The following is a 23,846-nucleotide window of genomic DNA, read 5'->3' as shown; positions in this document are numbered from 1 at the left end:
CTTTTGTCGGCGAAACCGGTTTCCGCCGGTCAGCGACACCGCCTACACAGCGTCGTGATCCCATGAGGAGTAATGCCTTGCCCGTTAGATTCCGGCTTGCGCTGGCGGCCCTTGCCCTGCCCTCCGCTGCGATCGCCGCCGATCCGCTGCCGCTCGTCCCGCTGCCCGCCGCGATCACGCCCGCAGCCGGCGGCTTCACGATCGCGGCGGGGCAGCGCGTCGCGGCGGCGGCGGGCGACACCGGTGCCGCGAATGCGGCGCGGCTGTTCGTCGAACAGATGCAGGCGCAACGCGGCCTCGCGCTCGTTCCCGCTTCCGGCGACGCACCGATCCGGTTCGTGCGGGACGCCGGCATCGGCGGCGCCGAAGCGTATCGGCTGACGGTCACCCCCGCCGGCATCACGGTCGCGGCGTCGGGCGATGCGGGGCTGATCTGGGGCGCGATGACGCTGGCGCAGCTCGCCAGCCCCGATGCCGCGATCGGACGGCCGGTGACGATCGGCGCGGTGACGATCGCGGATGCGCCGCGCTTCGCCTGGCGCGGCCTGATGATCGACGTCGCGCGGCATTTCCAGCCGATCGGCGTGCTTCGCGACATCGTCGACCAGATGGCGGCGGTAAAGCTCAACACGCTGCACATCCACCTGACCGACGATCAGGGCTGGCGCGTGGAGATTCGCAAATATCCCCGGCTGACGACGATCGGCGGCTGGCGGACGCCGCCCTCCACCGGCGGCGCACCGGGCGCGCCGGTGGGCGGCTTCTACACGCAGGCCGAATTGCGCGGGCTCGTCGCCTATGCCCGGGCGCACGGCATCATGATCGTGCCCGAGGTCGATCTGCCGGGCCATGCGCAGGCGCTCGTCGCGGCCTATCCCGAACTGGGCGTGGCCGGCGACCGGCCGGCCGTGGGACATGACTGGGGCGTCAATCCCTATCTGTTCGATCCCGGCCCCAAGGGCATCGCGTTCGTGAAGGACGTGCTCGACGAGCTGATGGCGATCTTCCCCGGCACCTATATCCATCTGGGCGGCGACGAGGCGGTGAAGGACCAGTGGGAGCGCAGCCCCACCGTCCAGGCACAGATCAAGGCGCTGGGCCTGAAGGACGAGGACGGCCTGCAAAGCTGGATGATCGAACAGTTCGGCCGGTATCTGGAGGCCAAGGGCCGGCGGCTGATCGGCTGGGACGAGATCCTGGAGGGCGGGCTGCCGCCCTCCGCCTCGGTGATGTCGTGGCGCGGCGAGAAGGGCGCGGTGGACGCCGCCAATCAGGGCCATGACGTCGTCCTGTCGCCCGACGGGCCGCTCTATCTCGATCATCTGCAAAGCGACCGGACGGACGAGCCGCCGGGCCGGTTCGGCATCTACACGCTCGCCGCCGTCTATGCCTATGATCCGATGCCCCCCGGGATCGCGGGCGCGGGCGCGGCGCATGTGCTCGGCGCGCAGGGCAATGCGTGGAGCGAATTGCTCGTCACCCCGGCCGAGGTGCAGCACAAGCTGTTTCCGCGCGCCGCCGCGCTCGCGGAGATCACCTGGTCGCCCAAGGCCGCGCGCGACTGGGCCGGCTTCCTGCCGCGCGTCCACCGGCAGGGCGAACGCTGGACCCGTGCGGGCATGACGGTCGCCGACAGCGCGTTCGCGGTCGGCTTCACGCTGGTCGGCACGCCCGGCGATGCGCTGCGCAAGAATGTGGTGCCGGTGACGCTCGCCACGCAATCGGGTTATGGGACGATCCGCTACACCGTCGACGGCAGCGTGCCGAGTGCGACATCGGCGGCCTATGCCAGCACGATCCCGCTGCGGCCGGGCGCCGTGCTGCGCGCCGCCGCCTTCGACGCGGCCGGCGCCGCGACCGCGACCCCGCGCCGCTTCGATGCCGGGCGTGCCGCACTGCTGTCACGGAGCAGCGCCGAGCTGACCGCCTGTCCGGCCGGGGCGATCGGCATGCGCGTGCCGCTGGCGGCGGATGCGACCGCGAGCGCCCCTGCCTATGCGATCAACCTGTTCGACACCTGCACGCGCTATCCCGACGCGCCGCTCGACATCGCGACCGGCTACCGCGTCGAGATCGCGCGGTTGCCGCGCAACTACGGCCTCGCGCATGACGCATCGGCGCTGCGCGCGCATTATGCGGTCACCGCGCATGGCGAGCTGCTGGTCCAGGTGGGGTGCGCAGCGGCCGCGAAGGCGCGGGCGGCGGGCGACAAGACCGCGCGGCCCGTCGCCGCGGGGCTGTTCGCGCTGCCCGATCCCACGACCGCACCGCAGCGCTTCGCCTTTGCCGGCACGCTGCCGCGGATGGCGAAGGACGCGGACATCTGCTTCCAGTTCACCTCGCCGCTATCGGACCCGTTCTACACCGTCGAACGCGTGCAACTGGTCGAGGGTCGCCGATGAGGTGGCTGTTCGCCGCGTTCCTGGCGGTCGCGGCGCCGGCCGTCGCCGCGCCCAAGACGGTGGTCGCGCTCGACCAGGGCTGGCAGGTGCGGCTCGATCCTGCCGATCCGGCGGTGGCGACGCATCCGCGCGAAGCCCAGTGGTTCGCCGCCACCGTGCCGGGCAGCGTCCAGCAGGACCTGATCGCCGCGGGCCGCGTGCCGGACCCCTATGTCGGCCGCAACGAGGGCGCGATCCAGTGGATGGGGCTGGCGGGCTGGCAATGGCGTACCACGATCATGGTGACGCCGGCGCTCTTCGCGCGGCGCCACCTCGATCTGGTATTCGACGGGCTCGACACCTTCGCTACCGTCAGCGTCAACGGCCGCGCGATGCTGGTGGCGGACAACGCGCATCGCCGCTGGCGGCTGGACGCGAAGCCGGCGCTCCATGTCGGCGCGAACCTCGTCACGATCGCGATCGCATCGCCGATCAAGCGGCTGCAACCGATGGTGCTAGCCGATCCCCACCCGCTGCCCGGCGAATATGACAGCATGTTCGGCGACGAGCCCAAGGGGCGGCAGACCTCGCCCTATATCCGCAAACCCAAATACCAATATGGCTGGGACTGGGGCCCGCGGATCGTGGCGATCGGCGCGTGGCGGCCGGTGCGGCTGGAGGCCTGGGATGCGACGCGGATCGACACGCTGCGCATCGAGCAGGAGGCGCTGAACGACGCCGAGGCGCGGATCTCTGCGCGGATCGACATCGCCGCCGACGGCATGGAGCGGCGCCGGATCGCGGCGACCGTCACTGGTCCTTCGGGGCGCACCGTGAAGGCGCAGCGGATGGTGACGCTCGCGCCCGGGCTGAACCATGTCGCCATCCCGCTCGCCATCGCGCACCCGCAGCGTTGGTGGCCCGCCGGATCGGGCGCGCAGCCGCTCTACCGCGTGGCGGTCGCGGCGGGTGACGATGATCGCGCCGAGCGCCGGACGGGGCTGCGCACGGTCGAACTGATGCGCGACGGCGGCGGGCTGGGGTTCCGGATCAACGGCCGGCCGATCTTCGCGAAGGGCGCCAATCTGATCCCGTTCGACGAATTTCCCACGCGCGTCACGCCCGAGCGGATGCAGGCGCTGCTCGCCGACGCGCGCGACGCCAACATGAACATGATCCGGGTGTGGGGCGGCGGCTATTATCTGGACGACGCCTTTTACGACGCCGCGGACGCGATGGGTCTGATGCTGTGGCAGGATTTCATGTTCGGCGGTTCGGTGACGCCGCCCGATCCCGCCTTCCGCGCCAATGTCGCCGTCGAGGCGGAGGAGCAGGTCGCGCGGTTGCAGGCGCATCCCGCGATCGTGCTGTGGTCGGGCGGCAACGAGATCCTCGCTGGCTGGGCGAACTGGAGCGACCGCAAGGCGTATAAGGCGGCGATCGGTGCGGACGCGCAGGAGCGGATCGGCACCGGCATGGCCGTGCTGTTCGATCGGGTGCTGCGCGATGCCGTGCTGCGCAATGCGCCGGGCACGCCCTATTGGAACAACTCGCCGTCGACGGATTATGAGGCGCCGATCGATACCGACGCGAATGGCGACCGGCATTTCTGGGACGTCTGGTCGGGTTCGAAGCCGGTCGAGCGGTATCTCGATTCCTGCCCGCGCTTCATGTCCGAATATGGCTTCCAGGCGATGCCGGTGATGGCGACGATCCGCGCCTTCGCCGGCGACGGCGCGCTGACGCCCGACAGCCCGGTGATGAAGGCACATCAGCGCTTCCTCGACGGCGAGGGCAATGCGCGGCTGCAATTCTATCTGGATCAGCGGCTGCGCCCGGCGCGCGATTTCGCCGATTTCGTCTATCTGACCCAGGTCGATCAGGCGCAGGCGATCGCGATGGCGGCGCTGCACCACCGCGCCTGCCGGCCGGTGACGATGGGCTCGCTCTACTGGCAGTTGAACGACGTGTGGCCGGGCATCTCCTGGTCGGGCATCGACTGGTATGGCCGGTGGAAGCTGCTCCATTATGCCGCGCGCCGCTTCTTCGCGCCCGAGGCGATCGTCGCCGAACATGTCGGCGGCGCGACGCGCGTGGTGCTGGTCTCGGACGCGACCGCGCCGATCGCTGCGACGTGGCGGATCACCGCGCGCGCCATGGGCGGCGCGGTGCTCGCCACGCGCGAGGCGCCGGTGGCGCTGGCGCCGCTCGCCGCGACCGAGGTGGCGCGCCTCGACGATGCCGCCTTGTTCGGCGCCGCCGCGCCCGACGCCAGCTATGCGGTCGCCGAGCTGCTGGTGGGCGGCCGTCCGATCAGCCGCGCCATCGTCGAGCGCATGCCGCCCAAGGACATGGCCTATCCCGATCCCGGCCTCACCGCGAGCTGGGACGGCGACCGGGTGACGGTGTCGACCCGGCGGCTCGCCCGCGCGGTGATGCTCGATTTCGGTACGGTTTCGGCGCATCCCTCCGATAACGGGTTCGACCTGCTGCCCGGCGAACGCGTGACGCTGACGGTCCGTTCGGACGCGCCGCCCGCAGCGCTCGCCGCCGCGCTCACCTTGCGGAGTCTCGCGCGATGATCTGGCTGTTGCTCGCCCAGGCCGCCGACCCGATCGCCGCGACCATCGCCGGCATGACGATCGATCAGAAGGCCGCCCAGCTCCAGTCGAGCGCGCCCGCCGACGCCAGCGCGGGCCTGCCCGCCTATGACTGGTGGAACGAGGGGTTGCACGGGCTGGCGCGCAACGGCCCGGCGACCGTCTTCCCGCAGGCGATCGGGCTGGCGGCGACTTGGGACCCGGACCTTCTGGCGCGCGTCGGCGACGTGGTCGCGACCGAGGCGCGCGCGAAGTTCAACGCGAGGCCGGCGGGCGCCGACCGGCGGCTCTACGAAGGGCTGACGATCTGGTCGCCCAATGTGAACATCTTCCGCGATCCGCGCTGGGGGCGCGGGCAGGAAACCTATGGCGAGGATCCCTATCTGACGGGGCGGCTGGCGGTGGCGTTCATCGGCGGCTTGCAAGGGCCCGACCCGCGCCACCCGAAGGTGATCGCGACCCCCAAGCATTTTGCGGTGCACAGCGGTCCCGAGGCGGGGCGCGACGGGTTCGACGCCGATCCCTCGCCGCACGATCTGGAGGCGACCTATTTCCCCGCGTTCCGCATGGCGGTGACCGAGGGCAAGGCGCGCTCGCTGATGTGCGCGTACAATGCGGTTCACGGCACGCCGGTCTGCGCGCTGCCGTCGCTGCTGATCGACCGGCTGCGGCGGGACTGGGGCTTTGCCGGCTTCACCGTGTCCGATTGCGACGCGGTCGCCAATATCGCGCTGTTTCATCATTATCGCCCCGATGCGGCCGGCGCCGCAGCGGCGGCGCTGACGGGCGGCACGGATCTCAATTGCGGCAGCAGCTATGCCGCGTTGCCCGAGGCGGTGGCGCGCGGCCTGGTCGGCGAGGCGGCGGTGGATGCGGCGCTGACGAAATTGCTGACCGCGCGCCGCGATCTGGGCATCGCGTTCGGTGCGGCCTCGCCCTGGTCGCGGATCGCGCCGTCGGACGTAGCCACGCCCGCCCACCACGCGGTCGCGCTGGAGGCGGCGCGCAAGGCGATCGTCCTCCTCCAGAACGCGCACGGCCTGCTGCCGCTGAAGCCCGCCACGCGGCTGGCGGTGATCGGCGCGGATGCCGACGATCTGGGCGTGCTCGAGGGCAATTATCACGGCACCGCTACAGCACCGGTCACGCCGCTCGACGGATTGACGGCGCGCTTCGCGCAGGTGCGCTATGCGCAGGGTTCGGTGCTGGCCGAGGGCGCGCCCGTGGTGATGCCGCGAACCGCGCTGCGCGACCTCACCGCCACCTATAGCATCGGCGACCGCACTTTGCTGACGCGAAACGAGCCGCGGATCGACCGCAATCTCGCCCGCGCCGCGCCGGCGCCGGGCGTGCCCACGACCGGCTGGCGCGCGCGCTGGACCGCGCAGTTCACGCCGCCGGGACCGGGCCGCTACCGGCTGGTGATCGATCAGGCGCAATGCTGGAAGGATTGCACCGTCCATGACCGCGCGACGCTGCGGCTGGGCGGGCGGCTGCTGCACGACGGCCCGCTTCCCAAGGGTCGGGTCGAGATGGAGGTGGAGAGCGACGGCACGCCGCAGCCGCTGATCCTCGATCTCGATCATCGCAGCGAAGACGAGAGCATCCGCCTCCTGTGGCTGCCACCCGCCGAGCCGCTGCTGGCCGAGGCGGTGGCGGCAGCGAAGGCGGCGGACGTGGTGGTGCTGGTCGCCGGCCTGTCCCCCGATCTGGAGGGCGAGGCGCTGCCCGTGCAGGTGCCAGGCTTCGTCGGCGGCGACCGCACCGACATCGCCTTGCCCGCGCCGCAGCGGCGGCTGGCGGCGGCGTTGCGCGCCACGGGCAAGCCCGTCGTCCTGGTGCTCGCGAGCGGCAGCGCGGTGGCGGTCGATCCCGCAGACGCCGACGCGATCCTCGCGCTCTGGTATCCCGGCGAGGCGGGCGGCACCGCGCTCGCCGACACGCTGGCGGGCGCGAGCAACCCGTCGGGCCGCCTGCCCGTCACGCTCTACCGCGCAACGAGCGACCTGCCCGCCTTCGTCGATTATGGCATGAAGGAGCGGACCTACCGCTATTTCACCGGCACCCCGCTCTGGGGCTTCGGCCACGGGCTCAGCTATACGCGCTTCGCCTATGATCGCGCGGCGGCGCGCGGCGGGATTGCGGGAGCACCCGTCACCGTCCGCGTGCGCGTCGCCGATCGCGGCGCGCGCGCAGGCGACGAGGTGGTGCAGGCCTATGTCGTTCCCCCCGCGGGCGACGCGCGGCCGAGGCTGACCGATCCGGTGTTGCAGCGCCAGCTCGCCGCGTTCGCGCGCATCACGCTGGCGCCGGGCGAGGCCCGCGACGTCACGCTCACGCTCGATCCGCGAATGCTGGCGAGCGTCGACCGCGACGGCACGCGGCGCGTGCTGCCGGGCCGCTACCGGATCTGGATCGGTGGCGGCCAGCCGGGCGACGGGGCCGGGCAATGGAGCGAAGTCACGCTGACCGGCGCCGCGGTGGTGCTGCCGCGATGAGCGATTTCGCGATGCTCGAGCGGCGCACCATACTCGCCGGCGGCCTGGCGCTCGCCGCGGCACCCGCGCTGGCCACGGCACCCCGCTTCGTCTCGCGGCGGCCGGCCATCGGCGATCGCCGCTTCGTCAGCCCCGCGGTGGAGCGGGCGATCGGGCATGTGTCGCAGCGGATCGGCGATGCGAAGCTCGCCTGGATGTTCGCCAACGCCTGGCCCAACACGCTCGACACCACCGTGCTCGCGGCGGGCGAGACCGACAGCTTCGTCATCACCGGCGACATCCCCTGCCTGTGGCTGCGCGACTCCGCGGCGCAGATGGCGCCCTATCTGCCGCTGCTGCGCAAGGATCCTCGGCTGGCGATGCTGGTGCGCGGGCTGATCGCGCGCCACGCCCGGTCGATCCTGATCGATCCCTATGCCAACGCCTTCATGCAGGATTCGGCGGCGCGGACCACGCTCTCCTGGGCGCTCCACGACGATACCGAGATGAAGCCAGGCGTCGCGGAGCGCAAATGGGAGGTGGATTCGCTCTGCTACGCGATCCGCCTTGCGCATGGCTATTGGCAGGCGACGCGCGATCCGCGCCCGTTCGACTCCACCTGGACCGCGGCGGCGCAAGCCATCCTGCGCACCTTTCGCGAGCAACAGCGCAAAGGTAGCGACGGCCCCTACCGGTTCCGCCGCAGCGCCCCCGAGCCGACCGAGACGCTGCTCGGCGGCTATGGCCGCCCGACGCGCCGGATCGGGCTGATCCATTCGGGTTTCCGGCCCTCCGACGATGCGTGCGATTATCCGTTCCTGATCCCCGCCAACCTGTTCGCGGTGACGGCACTGCGCGAACTGGCGGTGCTGGCGCGCGACGCCCGGCCCGAACCGGCGCTCGCCGCCGCCGCCATCGCGCTCGCCGACGAAGTCGCGGCGGCGTTGCAGGCGTATGGCACGATGCGGCTGCCCGATGGGCGGACGGTCTGGGCCTATGAGGTCGACGGCTATGGCAACGCGTCGTTCATGGACGATGCGAACGTGCCGTCGCTGTCGGGGCTCGCCCATCTCGGCTGCGTGGACGATCGCGATCCGCTCTGGCGCGCGACCGCGGCGGCGGCGTGGAGCGGTGACAATCCCTGGTTCTTCCGCGGCCGCGCGGCCGAAGGAATCGGCGGCCCGCATGTCGGGCGCCGCTATATCTGGCCGATGTCGCTGATCGTCCGCGCGCTCTCCGCCAGCGACGACGCCACGGTCCGCGCGTGCCTGCGCCTGTTGCGCGACACCGATGCCGATACCGGCTTCGTCCACGAGGCGTTCGACATGGACGATCCGGCCAAATTCACGCGCCCCTGGTTCGCCTGGGCCAACGGACTGTTCGGCGAGCTGATCGTGCGCTTGGCCGAAGCCCGGCCGCATCTGCTGGAGTCGTTCGTATGAGGATCGGCCGCCGCCGCCTGCTGCAATCCTCCGCACTGGCGCTCGCGCTGCCCGTCGCCGCGCGCGCGGCGACGCGCGATCCGGCACCGGCGGCGCCCAATCTCTTCGTCGGCACGGGCGGGCACGGCCACACCTATCCCGGCGCCACGCTGCCCTGGGGCATGGTGCAATTGTCGCCCGATACCGATGTCGAGCGCTGGGACGCGTGCTCGGGCTACCACCGCGACGACGGCTCGATCATGGGGTTCAGCCACACGCATCTGTCGGGCACGGGCATCGGCGACATGCTCGACATCCTGGTCGTGCCGACGCGGGGGCCGGTGAAGCTCGTGCCGGGCACGCTCGCCGATCCGGGCGCGGGCTATCGCCAGCGTTTCACCGCCGAGTTCGCCGAGCCCGGCTATTACCGCGTGGCGCTGCAGAGCGGCGTGCGGTCCGAACTGAGCGTCACCGATCGCACCGGCTGGCACCGCCACACCTTTCCAGCGGGGCCCGGTCACGTCCTGATCGATCTGTCGCACCTGGTGCTCGATGCCTCGGACACGCAGCCACTGATCGACGAGGCGCATCTCGCGATCGATGCGGACGGCACGCTGACCGGCGGCCGGCGCGTGTTCCGCTGGGCCAAGGGCCGCCGCATCTTCTTCGCGCTGCAATGCTCGCGCGCGCCCGACCGGGTGACCTTCTATGGCGACGACGATGCCGAACGGCCCGCGGGCACAAGGCGCGTCGAGGGCCGCCGGCTGAAGGCGGTGCTGCATTATGACGATGCGGGCGCGGCGCCGCTGCTGATCCGTTGCGGCCTCTCCGCCGTCGATGGGAGCGGCGCGCGCGCGAACCTGGCGGCCGATGCCGGCCATTGGGATTTCGACCGGGTGCGCCGCGCCGCCGGGCGCCGCTGGGAGGCGGTGCTCGGCCGCATCCGCGTCACCGGCGGCAGCGACGACCAGCGCGTGATCCTCGCCTCCGCCCTCTACCACGCGACGCTCGCGCCGACCTTGGTGTCGGATCGCGACGGCCGCTACCCGGCGCTCGACGGCAGCGTCGGGCGCGTGCCCGCGGGCGGTGCCGCCTACAGCACCTGGTCGCTGTGGGACACCTACCGCGCGCTCCATCCGTTGTTGACGCTGATCGCGCCCGAACGCGCCAAGAGCCTGATCGACGACCTGATCCGCCAGACGACGCAGTCGCCGCTCGGGCCGCTCGTCTGGCCGTTGCAGGGCAAGGAGACCGCGACGATGATCGGCTGGCACGGCGTCGTGCCGCTCGCCGAGGCGCAGGCCAAGGGCATCCCCGCCGACTATGCCGCCGCCTGGCCCGCAATCCGTCGCCGCAGCTTCGATTTCGCCGCCCCAGATCGCGACAACAGCCTCGGCCGCGCGCTTTACGACGCGGGCGGCTATGTCCCCGCTGATCGGGTGTTCGAAAGCGTGAGCCGCACGCAGGAATATGCCTATGACGATTGGGCCGCGTCGCATCTGGCACGCGCGGCGGGTGCGGGCGCGGACGCCGAGCGGCTGGTCCGGCGGTCGGGCAATTGGCGCAACGTCATTGACGGACGGATCGGCTTTGCCCGCCCGCGCTTCGCCGATGGCCGCTGGTGGACGCCCTATGATCCCGTCCAGCTCGGCCACATGCCCAAGCCCTGGTGGCGCGACTATACCGAGGCGAATGGCTGGCAGGCGACCTTCCTGAACCAGCACGACATCTACGGCCTGATCGCGCATATGGGCGGCGAGGCGGCGTTCGAGGCGAAGCTCGACGCGCTGTTCGCGGCGCCCTCGACGCTGCCGGCCAACGCACCGCCCGACATATCGGGGCTCGTCGGCCAATATTCGCACGGCAACGAGCCCGACCAGCACGCCGCCTATCTCTATGCCTATGTGGGCGCGGCGTGGAAGGCGCAGGCGATAGTGCGGCGGCTGTGCACCGAGATGTACGCCAATGCGCCCGACGGCATCATCGGCAACGACGATTGCGGCCAGATGAGCGCGTGGTTCGTCTTCTCCGCACTCGGCTTCTACCCGGTCGATCCGGTCGAGGCGGTCTATGTCTTCGGCAGCCCGGCGTTCGAACGTGCCGAGGTGCAGGTGGGCGACGGACGGCGGCTGGTGATCGATGCGCCGGGCAACACCGCCGCGACGCCCTATGTTCAGGCGGTGACGTGGAACGGCGCCCCGTGGACGCGGAGCTGGATCGCGCATGCCGATCTGGTGCGCGGCGGCACGCTGCGCTTCGTGATGGGCACGGCGCCGAATCTCGGCTTCGGGCGCGTGCACGCGGATCGGCCGCCGTCCTTCGGCCATCGGCCGGGATGATCGCCGCCGCGCTCCTGCTGGCGGGCACGGCGCGGTTCGACTGCGTGGTCGCGGGGCCGGGCGGCCACGTCGCGGCCGATCTGCTGGCGGCGCGGCTGGACGAGCGGCGCGGGCGGCCGATCCCGCGCGGACGTTGCCGGCGGATGCTGCTCGTCGCTCGCACGGCGAAGGTCGCGGCGGCCCTGCCGCGAGCGTTGCGCGCGCGCTGGCGCGATGCCGCGCCCGTATCGCGATCCGCCGAGGGCTATGCCGTCCGGCGGCTGGGGTCCGTCACGGTGATCGCGGCGCAGGGCACGCGCGGGCTGGTCTACGGCGCCGGCTGGGCGCTGCGCGCATGGCGCGGGCCCGGCACGCTGGCGATGGGCGCGCAGGTGGACGCGGCACCGGCCTATCCGGCCCGGCTGACGCAGATCGGCTACCGTGCGAAGAACAACAGCTATGATGCGTGGACGCTGGCGATGTTCCGCCGCCGCACCGAGGATCTCGCCCTGTGGGGCGCCAGCGGCGTGCAGGTCATCGCGCCGGTGTCCGACGACGCCGTGCGCTATCCGCTGCAGCTCTACCCGGACATCGCGCACACGATGCACGCGCAATTCCCGGTCGATCGCTGGCATCCCGCCTTCGCGCTCAGCGAAGGGCGCGAACCGATCGATCCGCGCCCGATCGCCTTCGCCGCGATCTTCCGCCGCCTCGCTCCCCTGTCGCGCGGGTTCGTCACCTATTCGGAAGGGGTGAACGACGATGCCAACCAATATCTGTGGATGCGGCTGGGCTGGACGCCGGGTGCCGATCCCGCGGCGCTGATGGCCGATTATGGCCGCGTCGTCATGGGCGACGCGCGGGCCGGCGCGCTCGCAATGGCGCTCGAGCGCGATTGGGTCGGCGATCCGGCCCGGAATGCGGGTATCGACCAGACCCGCGCGCTGGCGGACGCGCTGCGCGGCACCGGCTGGCAGGCGGACAGTCTGGGCTACCGCGCCAACTATGACGCGCTCGTACGGGTGCGGCTGATCGCAGCGCGCGCGCGCGATGCCGCCGCGACAACGGCGCTCGCGCGGGGCGATGCGGATGCGGCGATCGCGGCGTACGCGACCCCCGATGGCGACGCAGCGCAAGTGCTGCGCACGCGGCTCTTCGCGCTGGCGGCCCGGCTCTATGCGCAAGCGCGGCTCCAGCTCAGCGTGCCGCTCTACGGCGCGTCGGGGACCGAGCGCGGCGCCAATCTCGACCGTGCCGATGTGCCGCTCGACGATCGCGCATGGCTTGCCCCGCGCATTGCCGCCGCGCGAGGCGACCCGGCGGCGCTCGCAGACCTGGCCGATCACGCGCGCGCACGCGAAGGCGCACTCTACGACGATCTGGGCGATCCCGATCACGAACCACACCTGGTTCGCGGCACCGGGCTCGCCGCCGATCCGCAGGGGTTCGCCACCGCGATCGACGGCATCGCCGACCGCACGCCAGCGGACGGCTGGCGGCTGTCGGAGATCAGCTATGCCGAGACGCTCTACGACGCGCCGCTGCGGCTACATTATACCGGGCTCGATCCCGCCCGCGGCTATCGGCTGGTCGCGGCCTGGGCGGGGGAGGATTATGCGCTGCCGATGCGGCTCGTCGCCAATGGCAGCGTCGCGCTTCACCCGTTCCGCGCCCGCCGCGCCAACCCTGAAACCTTCGAGGTCGCGATCCCGCACGCGCTGACCGCGGGCGGTACGCTCGATCTGGCGTGGAGCCGTCCGCCCGGCCTCGGCGGCAGCGGGCGCGGCCATCAGATCGCCGAGACCTGGCTCATTCCCGAAGGAACGACACCGTGACCGACCTGACCCGCCGCAGCCTCGTCGCCTCGGGCCTCGCGCTCACCGCCGCGCCCGTCACCGGCCGGCCCGCGGTCGCGCCGCCTGCCCCCTGGGGCGCCACCCCGTCGGCACGGCAATGGGCGTGGCATCGGCGCGAACGCTACGCCTTCGTGCATTTCTCGATCAACACCTTCACCGATAAGGAATGGGGCTATGGGGACGAAAGCCCCGCGCTGTTCGATCCGAGCGACTTCGATCCCGACCAGATCGTGGCGGCGGCGAAATCGGCGGGCCTTACCGGCATCATCCTGACCGCCAAGCATCATGATGGCTTCTGCCTGTGGCCGACGATGCTGACCGACCATTGCATCCGCCATTCGCCCTACAGGAACGGTCACGGCGATATCGTCGGCGAGATGGAGCGCGCGGTGCGCCGGGCGGGCCTCGCCTTCGGCCTGTATCTCTCGCCCTGGGACCGCAACCATGCCGATTACGGCCGCCCTGCCTATGTCGAATATTATCGCAAGCAGGTGGTCGAACTGTGCACGCGCTACGGCACGTTGTTCGAATTCTGGTTCGACGGCGCGAATGGCGGCGACGGCTATTATGGCGGCGCGCGCGAGACGCGCAAGATCGACGCGCCGCGCTATTATGACTGGCCGTCGATCGTCGCGCTCGTCCACCGCCACCAGCCGATGGCCTGTACCTTCGATCCTCTGGGCTCGGACATACGCTGGGTCGGCAACGAGGATGGCGTGGCGGGCGATCCCTGCTGGCCGACCATGCCCGACCATCCCTATGTCCAGGCCGAGGGCAATTCGGGGGTGCGCGGCGCACCGCTCTGGTGGCCCGCGGAAACCGACGTGTCAATCCGGCCGGGCTGGTTCTACCACCCCGACGAGGATGCGCGGGTGAAGAGCCCCGACCGGCTGATCCGCCTCTACGACGAATCGGTCGGCCGCGGCACGAACCTCAATCTCAACATCCCGCCCGATCGGCGCGGACGGATCGCCGATCCCGATTGCGCCGCGCTCACGTCGTTCGGCACGGCGATGCGGACAACCTTCGCGACCGATTTGGCCGCGGGCGCGGTGGCGCAGGCGAGCGCCGAGCGCAGCAGCGCGTTCGCCGCCGCCAGGGTGCTCGATGGAGACCGGGAGAGCTATTGGTCGACGCCCGACGGCGTGACCGATCCCAGCCTCGTGCTCGATCTGCCGCCGGGGCGCACCTTCGATCTCGTCCGCCTGCGCGAATATCTGCCGCTCGGCGCGCGCGTCACGCGGTTCGCGGTCGATGCCGAGATCGACGGCCGCTGGCAGACGCTCGCGGAGCATGACGGCATCGGCGCGCAGCGCATGATCCGCCTGCCGCGTCCGATCGCGCCGCGCCGGCTGCGGCTGCGCATCCTCGCGGCACCCGTCTGCCCCGCGATCAGCGAAATCGCCCTGTTCCGCCAGGCGGCGCCCGCGCCTGTCCCGGTGGCGCGGATCAGCGATCCGGGCGTGCTGGCAAGCGCCGGCTGGTCGATCGCGGCGGCGTCGGGCGGCGAGGCGCACCGGCTCATCGACGGCGACACGGCCACGGCCTGGGTGGTGCCCGCACCCACGCCGGGCGCACCGGCGAGCGTGACGATCGATCTGGGCGTGACGGTGGCGCTCGCCGGGTTCAAGCTGACGCCGAGCCGCGCGGTCATGACGGGCGCGGCCCCGCCCCGCGGCTATGTGGCCGAGACGAGCGGCGACGGGCAACACTGGTCGGTGGCGGCGACGGGCGAGTTCCCCAACATCGCCTATGCACTCGCCACGCAGCGCATCGCCTTCGCCGAACCCCGCGCCGCGCGCTTCCTGCGGCTGCGCTTCGACGCGGTCGCGGTGCCGGCCGCCCGGCTCGCGATCGCCGAGCTCGGCGCGTTCACGCGCGCGCCGGTGCGCTTGCGGCAATAAGCGGCGATCGCGATGCCTAGCACGCCAGATGGGGATCGGCGGCGGCGACGCAGCGAGATTGGCGACCGTGCCTACCCCGTGATTACAGCGTAGAAATATAGCTAGCATGCCATGGCAATACGCTCAAAAAACAACATGTACTTATGCTTCATTGATGCATGAAATCTCGTATTTCCGGTATATCCGGCAATAGGACGCGGGTTTCACGCGCCTCACACGGAGAAGACCGAGGGCTCGTCCTCGAACGTGCCGCGCGCGAAGATCGCCACGTCGCCGGGCATCACCTCCATTTTGGCCCAGCGATCCCAGCCGCGGTGGATGAAATCGGGCGGACCGAAGACGCGGACGGCACGGACATATTCGTCGCCGCGAAAGCCGATGAAGTGAAGCGCCATCGCGGGCCCTCTCCCACCCCCGATCAGCGCGAGGCGCGCTGCCGCAGCATCGGCGCATGACGGAGGAAATTCACGATCTCCCGTCGCCGCCACCGTTCCTCGGCGAACTCGGCGTCGACGCCCAGCTTCCAGCGCAGGGCCCGGCTGCCGGGATCGCGGTGCAGCGCCAGCAGATCGTCCGCACGGGCGTTCACATCGGCCTGCGCGTCGGCCAGCCCCGCCGCGACCAGATCCGCCGCCTGCGCCCGCAACGCGACGGCGATCTCGCCGAGCGCCAGTTCGGGGTGATATTGGACGCCCCAGAAGATCCCGCGTTCGAACCGGATCTCAGCCGCCTGCACCGCGGTCACGCCGTTGCCCGCCAGCAGCGTCGCGCCGGGTGGCAGGTCCTCGACTTCGTCGCCATGGATCGCCGGCGCATCCCAGGCGCCCGGACGGCCGGCCAGCAGCGGATGCGATCGACCCTCTTCGGTCGCGACGATCCGCCGCGCAATGCCGGCCTCCATCCGCTCGGGCATCTTGCGCACCGTGCCGCCCGCCGCCGCCACCGCGACCTGCAGGCCGGCGCACGACCCGAACGACGGCACGCCCGATGCGAACACCGCGCGCATGAAGGCGAGCTGGCGATCGACCGCGCTGTTCCGGGTATAGACGTGCATCGGCGATCCGGTGAGGAACACCGCGTCGTAACCGGTCAGATCCTCGGCCGCGAAGCGCGGCGCATCCTCGTCTGCGGGCGACGCGATGGCGATCGTCGCTTCCGGCGCGAGCTGGGCGAGTGTCGCCTTGTAGGTTTCGCCGGCGCTCTTGCCGGCGTTGCGGCGGCGCGCATCGCGCTCCTCGGGCAACTCGCTTTGCGCAACCAGATAGTTCGGCACAGGCTACTCGCTTGATAGCGCGCGGGGATCCCATGATCCGCGCGGGTCGCAGGGGAACGGTCCGCTTGCCGGTTCGCTCCACGGGCTTGCGCGGGGGCGAACACCTGGGTTGCCGATGACGGCGGCGGTCGATTGGCCTTAAGCGGCGGTTCGCTCGTTGGTACGCGCGAAGGAGATCGACATGAGCAGCAAGGTGCCGACGCCCGTCAGTGGCGGCAATGACAGCGAGAACATGCCCGATGGCTTCAGCGATCCGGGCGGGCGCGGTGCCGGCGGCGAAAGCGGCGGCGGCAATTATCGCGGCGTGCAGGAGGATGGCGACGGGGATCGCCCCGGCCTCGGCTATCACGGCGGCGACGATGCGGGCCCCGAAACGGAGGATTCGCCGAACGACATGGTGCGCGACGGTGGCGATTGGGCCGCGACGGGCGAGACCGGACCCAAGCCCGGCCCGACGGGGCCGGACCAGGATACCGCCGCCGAATATCCGCGTGAGATCACGGCCGATGGCCGGCACATCGAGGTGATCGACACCTCCGGCATAGCGGCGGCGGAAGCGACCGGCATGACCGGGGTGGAAGGCATGGAAGCCACCGACGCGGAGCATCCCGGTTCGGGCTGACGCGCGCGCCGGCCGTCACCCGCACCCGAAGGAAGCCCGATGCCCCGATCCCCCTTTATCGACGACCCGAGGGCAGAGGCGGCCCGGCACGTGGCCGCCGCCGTCGCTTCCCCGATCGAGTCCGTGGCGGCGCTGCATATCGACCTGGCCGAGCATTTCGCGGCGGTCGCGAAGACCAGCGGCTTGCCGCCCAAAGGAAAACGGACGCCCTAGCCGTCCGCGACGTCCACCGGGTGGGTGACGATGATGGTGGGGCGCGCCGCCGCCAGGTCGCGTGCCGCCAGGCCGAACGCTTTGAAATGGTCGGATGCCATATGCTGCTGGACCGCGGCATCGTCGGTGTAGAGTTCGTTGAAGACGAACCGCCGCTCGCCATCGGTCTCGCGCCACAGCTCGTAATGGAGAACGCCGGCCTCCGCCCGCGACGCCGCGACGCAGATCTTCGCCGCGGCGACGAACGCGTCATCCGCGTCCGGCTTGACTGACACGAGCGCAACCACCTTGACGGGCATCGTTTCTCTCCTTGGCTGAAGATGGCGTCGTGCGCCCGCTTCGCTGCGGTGGCAAGGCCGTTGCGATGGGTGGCCCCCGCCGCCCGCCGGCAACCTTTCGCACCCGTGGCGGCTTTAGAGGCACGCCCAACGCAAAGGTTTCATCATGTCCGGTCCCGCCCTGTTCCAGTCGCTCGATCTGGGTGGCCTTCACCTCGCCAACCGGATCGTCATCGCGCCGATGTGCCAATATTCCGCCGACCATGGGCGGATGACCGACTGGCACCTGATCCATCTCGGCCAGCTCGCGCTGTCGGGCGCGGGCGTGCTCACGATCGAGGCGAGTGCGGTCGTGCCCGAAGGGCGGATCACCTATGGCGATGTGGGGCTGTGGGACGAAGAGACCGAGGCGGCGATGGCGCGGGTGCTGGAGAGCATCCGCCGCTGGTCGCCGATCCCGATCGCGATCCAGCTTTCGCATGCCGGGCGCAAGGCGTCGTGCGAAGTGCCGTGGCGCGGCGGCGCGCAGATCGCGCCCGGTTCCGACGACGGCTGGCAGACCGAAGCGCCCTCGGCCACTGCCTTCGCACCCGGCGATCATGCGCCCGATGCGATGACGCCCGAACGCATGGCGACGGTCCGCGAGGCCTTTGCCGAGGCGGCGCGGCGCGCGGCGCGGCTGGGGATCGATGCGGTGCAATTGCACGGCGCGCATGGCTATCTGCTGCACCAGTTCCTCTCGCCGCTCTCCAACCGGCGCGACGACGCCTATGGCGGCAGCCTGGAAAACCGGATGCGCTTCCCGCTCGAGGTGTTCGATGCGGTGCGCGCGGCCTTCCCGGCCGAGCGGCCGGTGACGATGCGCGTCTCGGCCACCGACTGGGTGGCGGGGGGCTGGGACGTCGAACAGACGGTCGCCTTCGCGCAAGCGCTGGAGGCGCGGGGATGTGCGGCGATCCATGTCTCCAGCGGCGGGCTCGATCCCGCCCAGGCCATCCCGGTCGGCCCCAATTATCAGGTGCCCGCGGCGCGCGCGGTGAAACAGGCGGTGGGCATCCCGGTCGTCGCGGTCGGGCTCATCACCGATTTCGAACAGGCCGAGGCAATTATCGGCACGGGCGACGCCGATCTGGTCGCACTGGCGCGCACCATCCTCTACGATCCGCGCTGGCCCTGGCACGCCGCGGCGCATCTCGGCGCGCACGTGACGGCGCCCGATCAATATCTCCGCTCGCAGCCGCGGCAGTACAAGGATCTGTTCGCGACGGGGGATTGAACGCCGTTACTTTGATCCGATCAAGCCAATGTCCTGCTCTAACCGCCCTGCCCGCTGCGCCGCCACCAGCGCCCGATCAGCGGACCCAGCAACGCGGGCAGTCCGGGGCGGAGCAGCAGCCAGTCGCGGATCGCCGGGCCGCGCTCGGCGCCGATCACCTGTTTGTAGCCGCTGTCGCCCGCGCCCCAGTCGATCCGCTCCGTCCCGTCCGCCTTTGCTGCGACGAGGTTGCGGTAATAGAGCAGCTTGCCTGGCGAATGTTTGGCGAACGCCGGGTCATAGCTGTTCGCGATGGCATAGCGCAGCGCGCCGGCATCGAGGTCGAAGCTGAACGCCGCAGGGGCGCCGTCGACCGTGAGCAGCGCGGCGCGGAACATCGCGGCCAGCACCGGATCGCCCGCCGCCGCGGCCCAGAACGCGCCATGGCCATCGTCGGTGAACTTGGCGTCGCGGCCGTCGGTGCGCGCCGCGATCCAGCTCCTGCGCTCGATCGAGGCCAGGTCCGCGAACGCCGCCGGCCAGTCCGCGCCCGCCAGAAAGCGCCAGTCGAGCGCGCCGTGCGCGGCCAGATGCTTTTCGTGGAAGCGGTTCTTGCGCAGCGTCGATCCGCGCGGAAAATCCTCGCCCATCTCCAGTAGCCAGCTCTCCGCGACGAACCGGTCGAGCGCCACCCAGCCCCGCGCGCGCGCCGCCGCGATCAGCCCGTCCGCCGCCGGATCGCCGTCATAGACCGGCCCGATGCGCAGCCCGTTCACCGCCCTCGCGAGCACCGCCAGCGCGGCCTCGAACGCAGGCGGCGTCACGCCGTCGGCGACCGGAAAGCTGCGAAACGGCCAATAGCTGCCCGGCACCGCCGACAGCCGCAGCACCCCGGGGCCCAGTCCCACGAACGGCAGCGCGAGCACCGGCACGCCGTCCTCAGCAACGCTCAGGGTGCGCGGATGCCCGCCATAGGCGGCGATCGCACCGGCGAACCATTGGTAGCGCAGGAACCGGTGCGTCGGCGCCGCCGTCTCGGCCACCGCATCGATCCCGGCGGCGAGCCCGTCGACGAATTCGGCGCGGAGCACCGGCGGCAGGCGCACGAAGGCGGCGAGGGACAGCGGCGCGTTCACGATCCCGCGTTAACCGCCCGACCTTACCAACCGGTTCCGCTTGCCCGTGCCGGGCGGGCGCGGCAAACCGGGCCATCATGCCCACGCTTCCCGCCGTCTCCACGATCGCGCAGACGATCTCGCTCTCGCTCTCGCCGGTGTTCATGCTGGCCGGCATCGGCGCGTTGCTGAACGTGCTGGCCGGGCGGCTGTCGCGCGTGATCGACCGCGCCCGCGCGCTGGAACAGCTCCACCCGAGCGCGGCCGGCGCCGATCGCCAGCGCTATGTCCGCGAATTGCGGCTGCTCGACCGGCGGATCTCGATCATCAACGCCAGCCTGTCGCTCGCGGTGGCGAGCGCGGTGATGACGTGCATCGTCGTCGTGCTGCTGTTCGTGGCCGAACTGGCGAAGCTGCATTTCGGGACGTTCGTCGCGCTCACCTTCATCATGGCGATGCTGCTGCTGATCGCCGCGCTCACCGGATTCATGGTCGAGGTGCGGGTGTCGTTGCGCGCGATCCATGTGCGGCAGGAACTGCTTGAAAGAGACCGGCGATGACCATGGAGAAGCGCCTGCTGCAGGGCATCGTCGCGGTCGCCTGCCTCCTGCCGCTGGTCGTCGGCGGCCAGGGCATCGTCCACGGGCCCGCGCCGTTCGGCCACCTGGCGGCGGTGCCGCGCGATCTGGACAGCCATTTCCGCTACATCTCGGGCATCTTCTTCGCGACCGGCCTGGGCTTTGCCAGCTGCATCCCGGCGATCGAGACGAAGGGCCCGCGCTTTCGCCTGCTCGGCGGGCTGATCGTGGTCGGTGGGCTGTCGCGCGCGGTGTCGCTGCTCGCGGTCGGCGTGCCGTCGCGCGGGCATGTGCTCGGGCTCGGCATGGAGACGATCGTGGTGCCGCTGCTGATGCTGTGGCAATGGCGGCTCGCGCGGCATTATCGCGCGCAGGGCTGAACCATCGCCGCGCGCGCCGCGTTGGGATTGATCCAGGTGTTCCGGCAGGCAGAATAAATTGGTGGCATCCATCCTCAAGATCGTCGGTACGCTCATCCTGTTGCTGATCGTGGTGCTCGCACTGGCCATCACGATCGTACCGCGCTTCCTCGACCGGATCTATTATCGCGGCCCCGCCACCGACCATTTCGACGGCGCGCGCTTCCGCAATCCGGACGGCGACGCCGATACGATCGGCGTGCCGAGTGGCGGCAGCCGGATCGGCTTTTTCTGGCGATTCTTCACCGGCACCGACGGGCGACCGAAATGGCCGGAAAACGTGGCGACGCCCAGTGCGGTGCCCGCCGCGCGGATCGAGGGCGAGCGGATGGTCGTCACCTGGGTGGGCCACGCGACGGTGCTGGTGCAGACGCAGGGGCTGAACATCCTCACCGATCCGGTGTGGAGCGATCGCGCCGGGCCGCTGGGTTTCGGGCCGAAGCGAGTGACGGCGCCCGGCATCGCGTTCGACGCGCTTCCCCGGATCGACGTGGTGCTGCTCAGCCACGATCATTACGACCATATGGATCTGGCGACGATCGGCCGGCTGTGGCGGCGCGACCGGCCGCATATCGTCACCAGCCTCGGCAACGACAGCGTGATCGCCAAAACCGGCGCGCAGGCGACCGCGGTCGATTGGGGCCAGCGGGTGCCGATCCGGCCGGGCATCGACGTGATCGTCACGCGCGCGCATCACTGGGGCACGCGGTGGAACACCGATCGCAACCGGGCGCTCTGGTCGGGCTTCGTCGTCACGATGCCGCAGGGCGGCAACGTCTTCTTCGCGGGCGACACCGGCATGGGCGACGGCCGCTGGCCCGCCGAGGCGGCGGCGTACGGCCCGATCCGCTTCGCGATGATCCCGATCGGCGCGTTCCGCTTCGTGCCCGGCCAGATGGCGATCGGCAGCCATATCGGCCCGGTCGATGCGGTGACGGTGTACCATGATCTGGGCGCCGCGCACGCGATGGCGATCCATTGGGGCACGTTCCGCCTGTCCTACGAGGCCTATGACACGCCGCCCAAGCTGCTGGCGGCGGCGATGGCGTGCACCGGGCAGACCGGCTTTGTCGCCGAGCCGATCGGCCGCCCGATCGAGATCGCCCCCTATGCGAAGCCCGCGCCCGTCCCCGCCATGTCGCGCGACGCGCTGCTCCGCTGCCTCGACACGCCGACGGTGAAGGCGATGCAATAGAGCGGGAGGGCATTGGCGTGACCGGATCACGAGACCCGTTCGTGCTGAGCCCATCGCAGCACGCTCAGCACGAACGAATGCAGAGATCGGATCTAAGCAGCGTGATCCCGCGTCGGGATCGGCCGGACGCGCGTCAGGGCTGGAGCGCGTTGGCGGGGATGGGCGGCGGGTCGCCAAGGTCGATCGGCACGCGCCCGGTCTTGTCGGGATGCTTGGCGAAGGCGCGCTTCACGCCGTCGACCGCGCCGCCGATGATCGCGGGCAGCACGTAACCGCCCATCGCCACCGGACAGGCCTCGCCATAAGCGCCGCATTCGCCGCGCGCGCTCGGCCCGTCGAGCGCGACGGAGGCCTTCAGATCGGGGTTGGAGGGCACCGCATGATCGGGCGGCCCGCGGAAATCGCGGAGCGGCAGCCGCGGGGTGATCGCGTCGGTCCGGCCGCACACCACGATGTCCTTGCCCTTGTCGTCATTGGCGCTCGCGCATGGATCGACGAGGATCGAGAAACGCTCGGGCGCCGCCGCGGCGGGTGCCGTCTGCGCGAGGATCAGCAGCGCGGCGCCGATCATGGCACCGGGGCCGGGATCGGGGCGGTCGGTTCGCTCAGGTCGATCGGGATGCGTCCGGTCTTGTCGGGCTTTTCGGCGAACGCGGCTTTCACCAGCCCAGCCGCCGCCTTGATGGCGGGCATCACCGGAGGACCGAAGCCGACGGTGCAGCCTTTCTGACTCGCGCCGCACGGCGCCGCTTCCAAGGCCATGGCTTGGGTGGCGCGCAGTTCGGGATTGGACGGCACCCCCCGATCGGGCACGCCGCGATCGTCGCGCAGCGGCAGCCGCGGAGTGATCGCGTCCGTCCGGCCGCACACCACGATGTCCTTGCCCTTATCATCATTGGCGCTCGCGCATGGATCGACGAGGATCGAGAAACGCTCGGGCGCCGCCGCGGCGGGTGCCGTCTGCGCGAGGATCAGCAGCGCGGCGCCGATCATGGGGCGAGCGGCCGCAAACCGCCGACGCTCGCCTTCCCGCTGTCCGCGCCGGGGCCGAAGCTGGTGCCGGCGTGCACGCCCGCCATCCCGCCGCCGACGAGGAACGGCCCCATCTCCTCCATCGGCGTGCGTTCGTGGAGCAGCGCGGCGCGAGTGGCGGTCACGTCATCGGTGCGCGCGACGGCATGCTGCGCGAACGGCACGCGGAAACGGTCCGCGCCGCGCAGGCCGCATACCGTCACGTCGGTGAAATCGGGATCGGGCGTGCACCGATGCTCGGCGGTGGTGCGCGCCAGCGCATTGGCGATCAGGGTAGCAGGCAGGATGTCGGGATCCCCCGCGAGCAACAGCATCGGCATCATCAGCATGCGCGCATCCCTCTATGCGCCGATCCTGACGCAGCGCCGGGGATCGCGCAAGCCCCGATGCCGTCACGCCGCGATCGGCGCGACGCCCAGGCGCGGGATCTCGATCGCGGGGCAGCGATCCATCACCACCTTCAGCCCCGCCGCCTCGGCCCGCGCGGCGGCGGCTTCGTCGATCACGCCGAGCTGCATCCAAACCGCCTTCGCGCCCGCTGCGATCGCCGCGTCCACCGCTTCGCCCGCCGCGGCGGAATTGCGGAAGATGTCGACGATATCGATCGGGTCGCCGAGCTGCGACAGATCGCGGAACACGAACTCGCCGTGCACATGCTCGCCAGTGATCTGCGGGTTCACCGGGATCACCCGATATCCGTGCCGCTGGAGCATCGCCATCACGCCGTACGACGGCCGGTCCGGCCGGTCGGACGCGCCGATCATCGCGATCGTGCGGGCCTCGTCCAGCAGCGCCTTGATGTCGGCATCGGTGGTGAGCGGCATGACGTCTCCGTCCGAGGAAAACTGGTCCGCTCGTACCGCGGCTCTACGCGCCGGGTACGACCGGTGACAGGACAACGCCGATCGC

21 protein-coding genes are annotated in these 23,846 nt (G+C 70.9%); 13 read left to right on the top strand and 8 right to left on the bottom strand.

The genetic code is table 11. From position 1 onward, the window contains the following. Positions 1-77 precede the first annotated feature (77 nt). Genes OXQ95_RS02475 through OXQ95_RS02445 form a run of 7 tightly spaced genes read left to right on the top strand, consistent with a single transcriptional unit; the run spans position 78 to position 14,957 of the window. Positions 78-2,402: a family 20 glycosylhydrolase gene (locus tag OXQ95_RS02475; RefSeq protein WP_267379063.1), complete on the top strand. Its 2,325-nt coding sequence runs from the start codon at positions 78-80 to the stop codon at positions 2,400-2,402. Then, a complete protein-coding gene (locus tag OXQ95_RS02470) occupies positions 2,399-4,963 on the top strand; it encodes a glycoside hydrolase family 2 protein (RefSeq protein WP_267379060.1) in 2,565 nt (854 codons plus the stop codon). The genes OXQ95_RS02475 and OXQ95_RS02470 overlap by 4 nt, the downstream gene beginning before the upstream one ends. Continuing rightward, the gene (locus tag OXQ95_RS02465; protein WP_267379057.1) at positions 4,960-7,479 is read left to right on the top strand and encodes a glycoside hydrolase family 3 C-terminal domain-containing protein; all 2,520 of its coding nucleotides are present in this window, start codon (positions 4,960-4,962) and stop codon (positions 7,477-7,479) included. The genes OXQ95_RS02470 and OXQ95_RS02465 overlap by 4 nt, the downstream gene beginning before the upstream one ends. Further along, a complete protein-coding gene (locus OXQ95_RS02460; protein ID WP_267379053.1) occupies positions 7,476-8,900 on the top strand; it encodes a glycoside hydrolase family 125 protein in 1,425 nt (474 codons plus the stop codon). Before OXQ95_RS02465 ends, OXQ95_RS02460 begins: the two co-directional genes overlap by 4 nt. Continuing rightward, positions 8,897-11,218 (top strand): GH92 family glycosyl hydrolase, encoded by a 2,322-nt coding sequence (locus tag OXQ95_RS02455; protein WP_267379050.1) that lies wholly within the window; start codon positions 8,897-8,899, stop codon positions 11,216-11,218. Before OXQ95_RS02460 ends, OXQ95_RS02455 begins: the two co-directional genes overlap by 4 nt. Continuing rightward, positions 11,215-13,032, top strand: a complete 1,818-nt coding sequence (locus OXQ95_RS02450; protein WP_267379047.1) for a hypothetical protein — start codon at positions 11,215-11,217, stop codon at positions 13,030-13,032. The genes OXQ95_RS02455 and OXQ95_RS02450 overlap by 4 nt, the downstream gene beginning before the upstream one ends. Then, entirely contained in the window at positions 13,029-14,957 is a 1,929-nt protein-coding gene (locus OXQ95_RS02445; RefSeq protein WP_267379044.1) for an alpha-L-fucosidase, read from the top strand. The genes OXQ95_RS02450 and OXQ95_RS02445 overlap by 4 nt, the downstream gene beginning before the upstream one ends. A 212-nt stretch (positions 14,958-15,169) precedes the next feature. Here the strand turns inward: OXQ95_RS02445 and OXQ95_RS02440 are convergent, their stop codons facing one another. Further along, positions 15,170-15,352: a hypothetical protein gene (locus tag OXQ95_RS02440; RefSeq protein ID WP_267379041.1), complete on the bottom strand. Its 183-nt coding sequence runs from the start codon at positions 15,350-15,352 to the stop codon at positions 15,170-15,172. Positions 15,353-15,375: 23 nt separating this feature from the next. Beyond that, the gene (locus tag OXQ95_RS02435; RefSeq protein ID WP_267379038.1) at positions 15,376-16,230 is read right to left on the bottom strand and encodes a type 1 glutamine amidotransferase; all 855 of its coding nucleotides are present in this window, start codon (positions 16,228-16,230) and stop codon (positions 15,376-15,378) included. Positions 16,231-16,411: 181 nt separating this feature from the next. Between OXQ95_RS02435 and OXQ95_RS02430 the strand changes: the two genes are divergently transcribed. Next, the gene (locus OXQ95_RS02430; protein WP_242096306.1) at positions 16,412-16,852 is read left to right on the top strand and encodes a hypothetical protein; all 441 of its coding nucleotides are present in this window, start codon (positions 16,412-16,414) and stop codon (positions 16,850-16,852) included. Between the two features lie 39 nt (positions 16,853-16,891). Then, positions 16,892-17,065 carry a hypothetical protein gene (locus tag OXQ95_RS02425; RefSeq protein WP_267379035.1) on the top strand — a complete coding sequence of 58 codons (174 nt, stop codon included), beginning with the start codon at positions 16,892-16,894 and terminating at the stop codon, positions 17,063-17,065. On the opposite strand, the gene OXQ95_RS02420 is transcribed toward OXQ95_RS02425, so the two are convergent. Then, a complete protein-coding gene (locus OXQ95_RS02420) occupies positions 17,062-17,364 on the bottom strand; it encodes a putative quinol monooxygenase (RefSeq protein WP_242096308.1) in 303 nt (100 codons plus the stop codon). The genes OXQ95_RS02425 and OXQ95_RS02420 overlap by 4 nt on opposite strands. 145 nt (positions 17,365-17,509) lie before the next feature. Between OXQ95_RS02420 and OXQ95_RS02415 the strand changes: the two genes are divergently transcribed. Further along, positions 17,510-18,619 carry an NADH:flavin oxidoreductase/NADH oxidase gene (locus tag OXQ95_RS02415; protein WP_267379032.1) on the top strand — a complete coding sequence of 370 codons (1,110 nt, stop codon included), beginning with the start codon at positions 17,510-17,512 and terminating at the stop codon, positions 18,617-18,619. 38 nt (positions 18,620-18,657) lie between these two features. Here the strand turns inward: OXQ95_RS02415 and OXQ95_RS02410 are convergent, their stop codons facing one another. Next, complete coding sequence (locus OXQ95_RS02410; RefSeq protein ID WP_267379029.1) at positions 18,658-19,734, bottom strand: GNAT family N-acetyltransferase; 1,077 nt, start codon at positions 19,732-19,734, stop codon at positions 18,658-18,660. A 77-nt stretch (positions 19,735-19,811) separates the two neighbouring features. Here OXQ95_RS02410 and OXQ95_RS02405 point away from each other — a divergent pair, with 77 nt between their 5' ends. From OXQ95_RS02405 to OXQ95_RS02395, 3 genes are all read left to right on the top strand, one after another. Further along, positions 19,812-20,273: a DUF2721 domain-containing protein gene (locus OXQ95_RS02405; protein ID WP_242096311.1), complete on the top strand. Its 462-nt coding sequence runs from the start codon at positions 19,812-19,814 to the stop codon at positions 20,271-20,273. Then, positions 20,270-20,671 (top strand): DUF4345 domain-containing protein, encoded by a 402-nt coding sequence (locus OXQ95_RS02400; RefSeq protein ID WP_242096312.1) that lies wholly within the window; start codon positions 20,270-20,272, stop codon positions 20,669-20,671. Before OXQ95_RS02405 ends, OXQ95_RS02400 begins: the two co-directional genes overlap by 4 nt. Positions 20,672-20,741: 70 nt before the next feature. Then, positions 20,742-21,905, top strand: a complete 1,164-nt coding sequence (locus OXQ95_RS02395) for an MBL fold metallo-hydrolase (RefSeq protein ID WP_267379287.1) — start codon at positions 20,742-20,744, stop codon at positions 21,903-21,905. A gap of 133 nt (positions 21,906-22,038) precedes the next feature. Here OXQ95_RS02395 and OXQ95_RS02390 read toward each other — a convergent pair whose 3' ends face one another. The 4 genes from OXQ95_RS02390 to OXQ95_RS02375 all read right to left on the bottom strand — a co-directional run bounded on the left by OXQ95_RS02390 (position 22,039) and on the right by OXQ95_RS02375 (position 23,761). Continuing rightward, positions 22,039-22,476, bottom strand: a complete 438-nt coding sequence (locus tag OXQ95_RS02390) for a hypothetical protein (RefSeq protein ID WP_242096313.1) — start codon at positions 22,474-22,476, stop codon at positions 22,039-22,041. Continuing rightward, positions 22,473-22,898, bottom strand: a complete 426-nt coding sequence (locus OXQ95_RS02385) for a hypothetical protein (protein ID WP_267379020.1) — start codon at positions 22,896-22,898, stop codon at positions 22,473-22,475. The genes OXQ95_RS02390 and OXQ95_RS02385 overlap by 4 nt, the downstream gene beginning before the upstream one ends. Then, positions 22,895-23,266, bottom strand: a complete 372-nt coding sequence (locus tag OXQ95_RS02380) for a hypothetical protein (RefSeq protein ID WP_267379017.1) — start codon at positions 23,264-23,266, stop codon at positions 22,895-22,897. Before OXQ95_RS02380 ends, OXQ95_RS02385 begins: the two co-directional genes overlap by 4 nt. Before the next feature lie 63 nt (positions 23,267-23,329). Beyond that, positions 23,330-23,761, bottom strand: coding sequence for a CoA-binding protein (locus OXQ95_RS02375; protein ID WP_267379015.1), 432 nt, complete (start codon positions 23,759-23,761; stop codon positions 23,330-23,332). Between the last annotated feature and the right edge of the window lie 85 nt (positions 23,762-23,846).

Origin of the sequence: Sphingomonas sp. GC_Shp_6 (assembly GCF_026540835.1) — a bacterium.
GTDB lineage: Bacteria > Pseudomonadota > Alphaproteobacteria > Sphingomonadales > Sphingomonadaceae > Sphingomonas.
This window is presented reverse-complemented; position numbering and strand designations above follow the sequence as displayed.

Excerpts from the sequence above, each read along its gene's own strand:
- OXQ95_RS02470 (WP_267379060.1), top strand. The coding sequence starts at position 2,399 with ATGAGGTGGCTGTTCGCCGCGTTCCTGGCGGTCGCGGCGCCGGCCGTC.
- OXQ95_RS02465 (WP_267379057.1), top strand. The coding sequence starts at position 4,960 with ATGATCTGGCTGTTGCTCGCCCAGGCCGCCGACCCGATCGCCGCGACC.
- OXQ95_RS02460 (WP_267379053.1), top strand. The coding sequence starts at position 7,476 with ATGAGCGATTTCGCGATGCTCGAGCGGCGCACCATACTCGCCGGCGGC.
- OXQ95_RS02455 (WP_267379050.1), top strand. The coding sequence starts at position 8,897 with ATGAGGATCGGCCGCCGCCGCCTGCTGCAATCCTCCGCACTGGCGCTC.
- OXQ95_RS02450 (WP_267379047.1), top strand. The coding sequence starts at position 11,215 with ATGATCGCCGCCGCGCTCCTGCTGGCGGGCACGGCGCGGTTCGACTGC.
- OXQ95_RS02440 (WP_267379041.1), bottom strand. The coding sequence starts at position 15,352 with ATGGCGCTTCACTTCATCGGCTTTCGCGGCGACGAATATGTCCGTGCC.
- OXQ95_RS02430 (WP_242096306.1), top strand. The coding sequence starts at position 16,412 with ATGAGCAGCAAGGTGCCGACGCCCGTCAGTGGCGGCAATGACAGCGAG.
- OXQ95_RS02425 (WP_267379035.1), top strand. The coding sequence starts at position 16,892 with ATGCCCCGATCCCCCTTTATCGACGACCCGAGGGCAGAGGCGGCCCGG.
- OXQ95_RS02420 (WP_242096308.1), bottom strand. The coding sequence starts at position 17,364 with ATGCCCGTCAAGGTGGTTGCGCTCGTGTCAGTCAAGCCGGACGCGGAT.
- OXQ95_RS02415 (WP_267379032.1), top strand. The coding sequence starts at position 17,510 with ATGTCCGGTCCCGCCCTGTTCCAGTCGCTCGATCTGGGTGGCCTTCAC.
- OXQ95_RS02405 (WP_242096311.1), top strand. The coding sequence starts at position 19,812 with ATGCCCACGCTTCCCGCCGTCTCCACGATCGCGCAGACGATCTCGCTC.
- OXQ95_RS02400 (WP_242096312.1), top strand. The coding sequence starts at position 20,270 with ATGACCATGGAGAAGCGCCTGCTGCAGGGCATCGTCGCGGTCGCCTGC.
- OXQ95_RS02390 (WP_242096313.1), bottom strand. The coding sequence starts at position 22,476 with ATGATCGGCGCCGCGCTGCTGATCCTCGCGCAGACGGCACCCGCCGCG.
- OXQ95_RS02385 (WP_267379020.1), bottom strand. The coding sequence starts at position 22,898 with ATGATCGGCGCCGCGCTGCTGATCCTCGCGCAGACGGCACCCGCCGCG.
- OXQ95_RS02380 (WP_267379017.1), bottom strand. The coding sequence starts at position 23,266 with ATGCTGATGATGCCGATGCTGTTGCTCGCGGGGGATCCCGACATCCTG.
- OXQ95_RS02375 (WP_267379015.1), bottom strand. The coding sequence starts at position 23,761 with ATGCCGCTCACCACCGATGCCGACATCAAGGCGCTGCTGGACGAGGCC.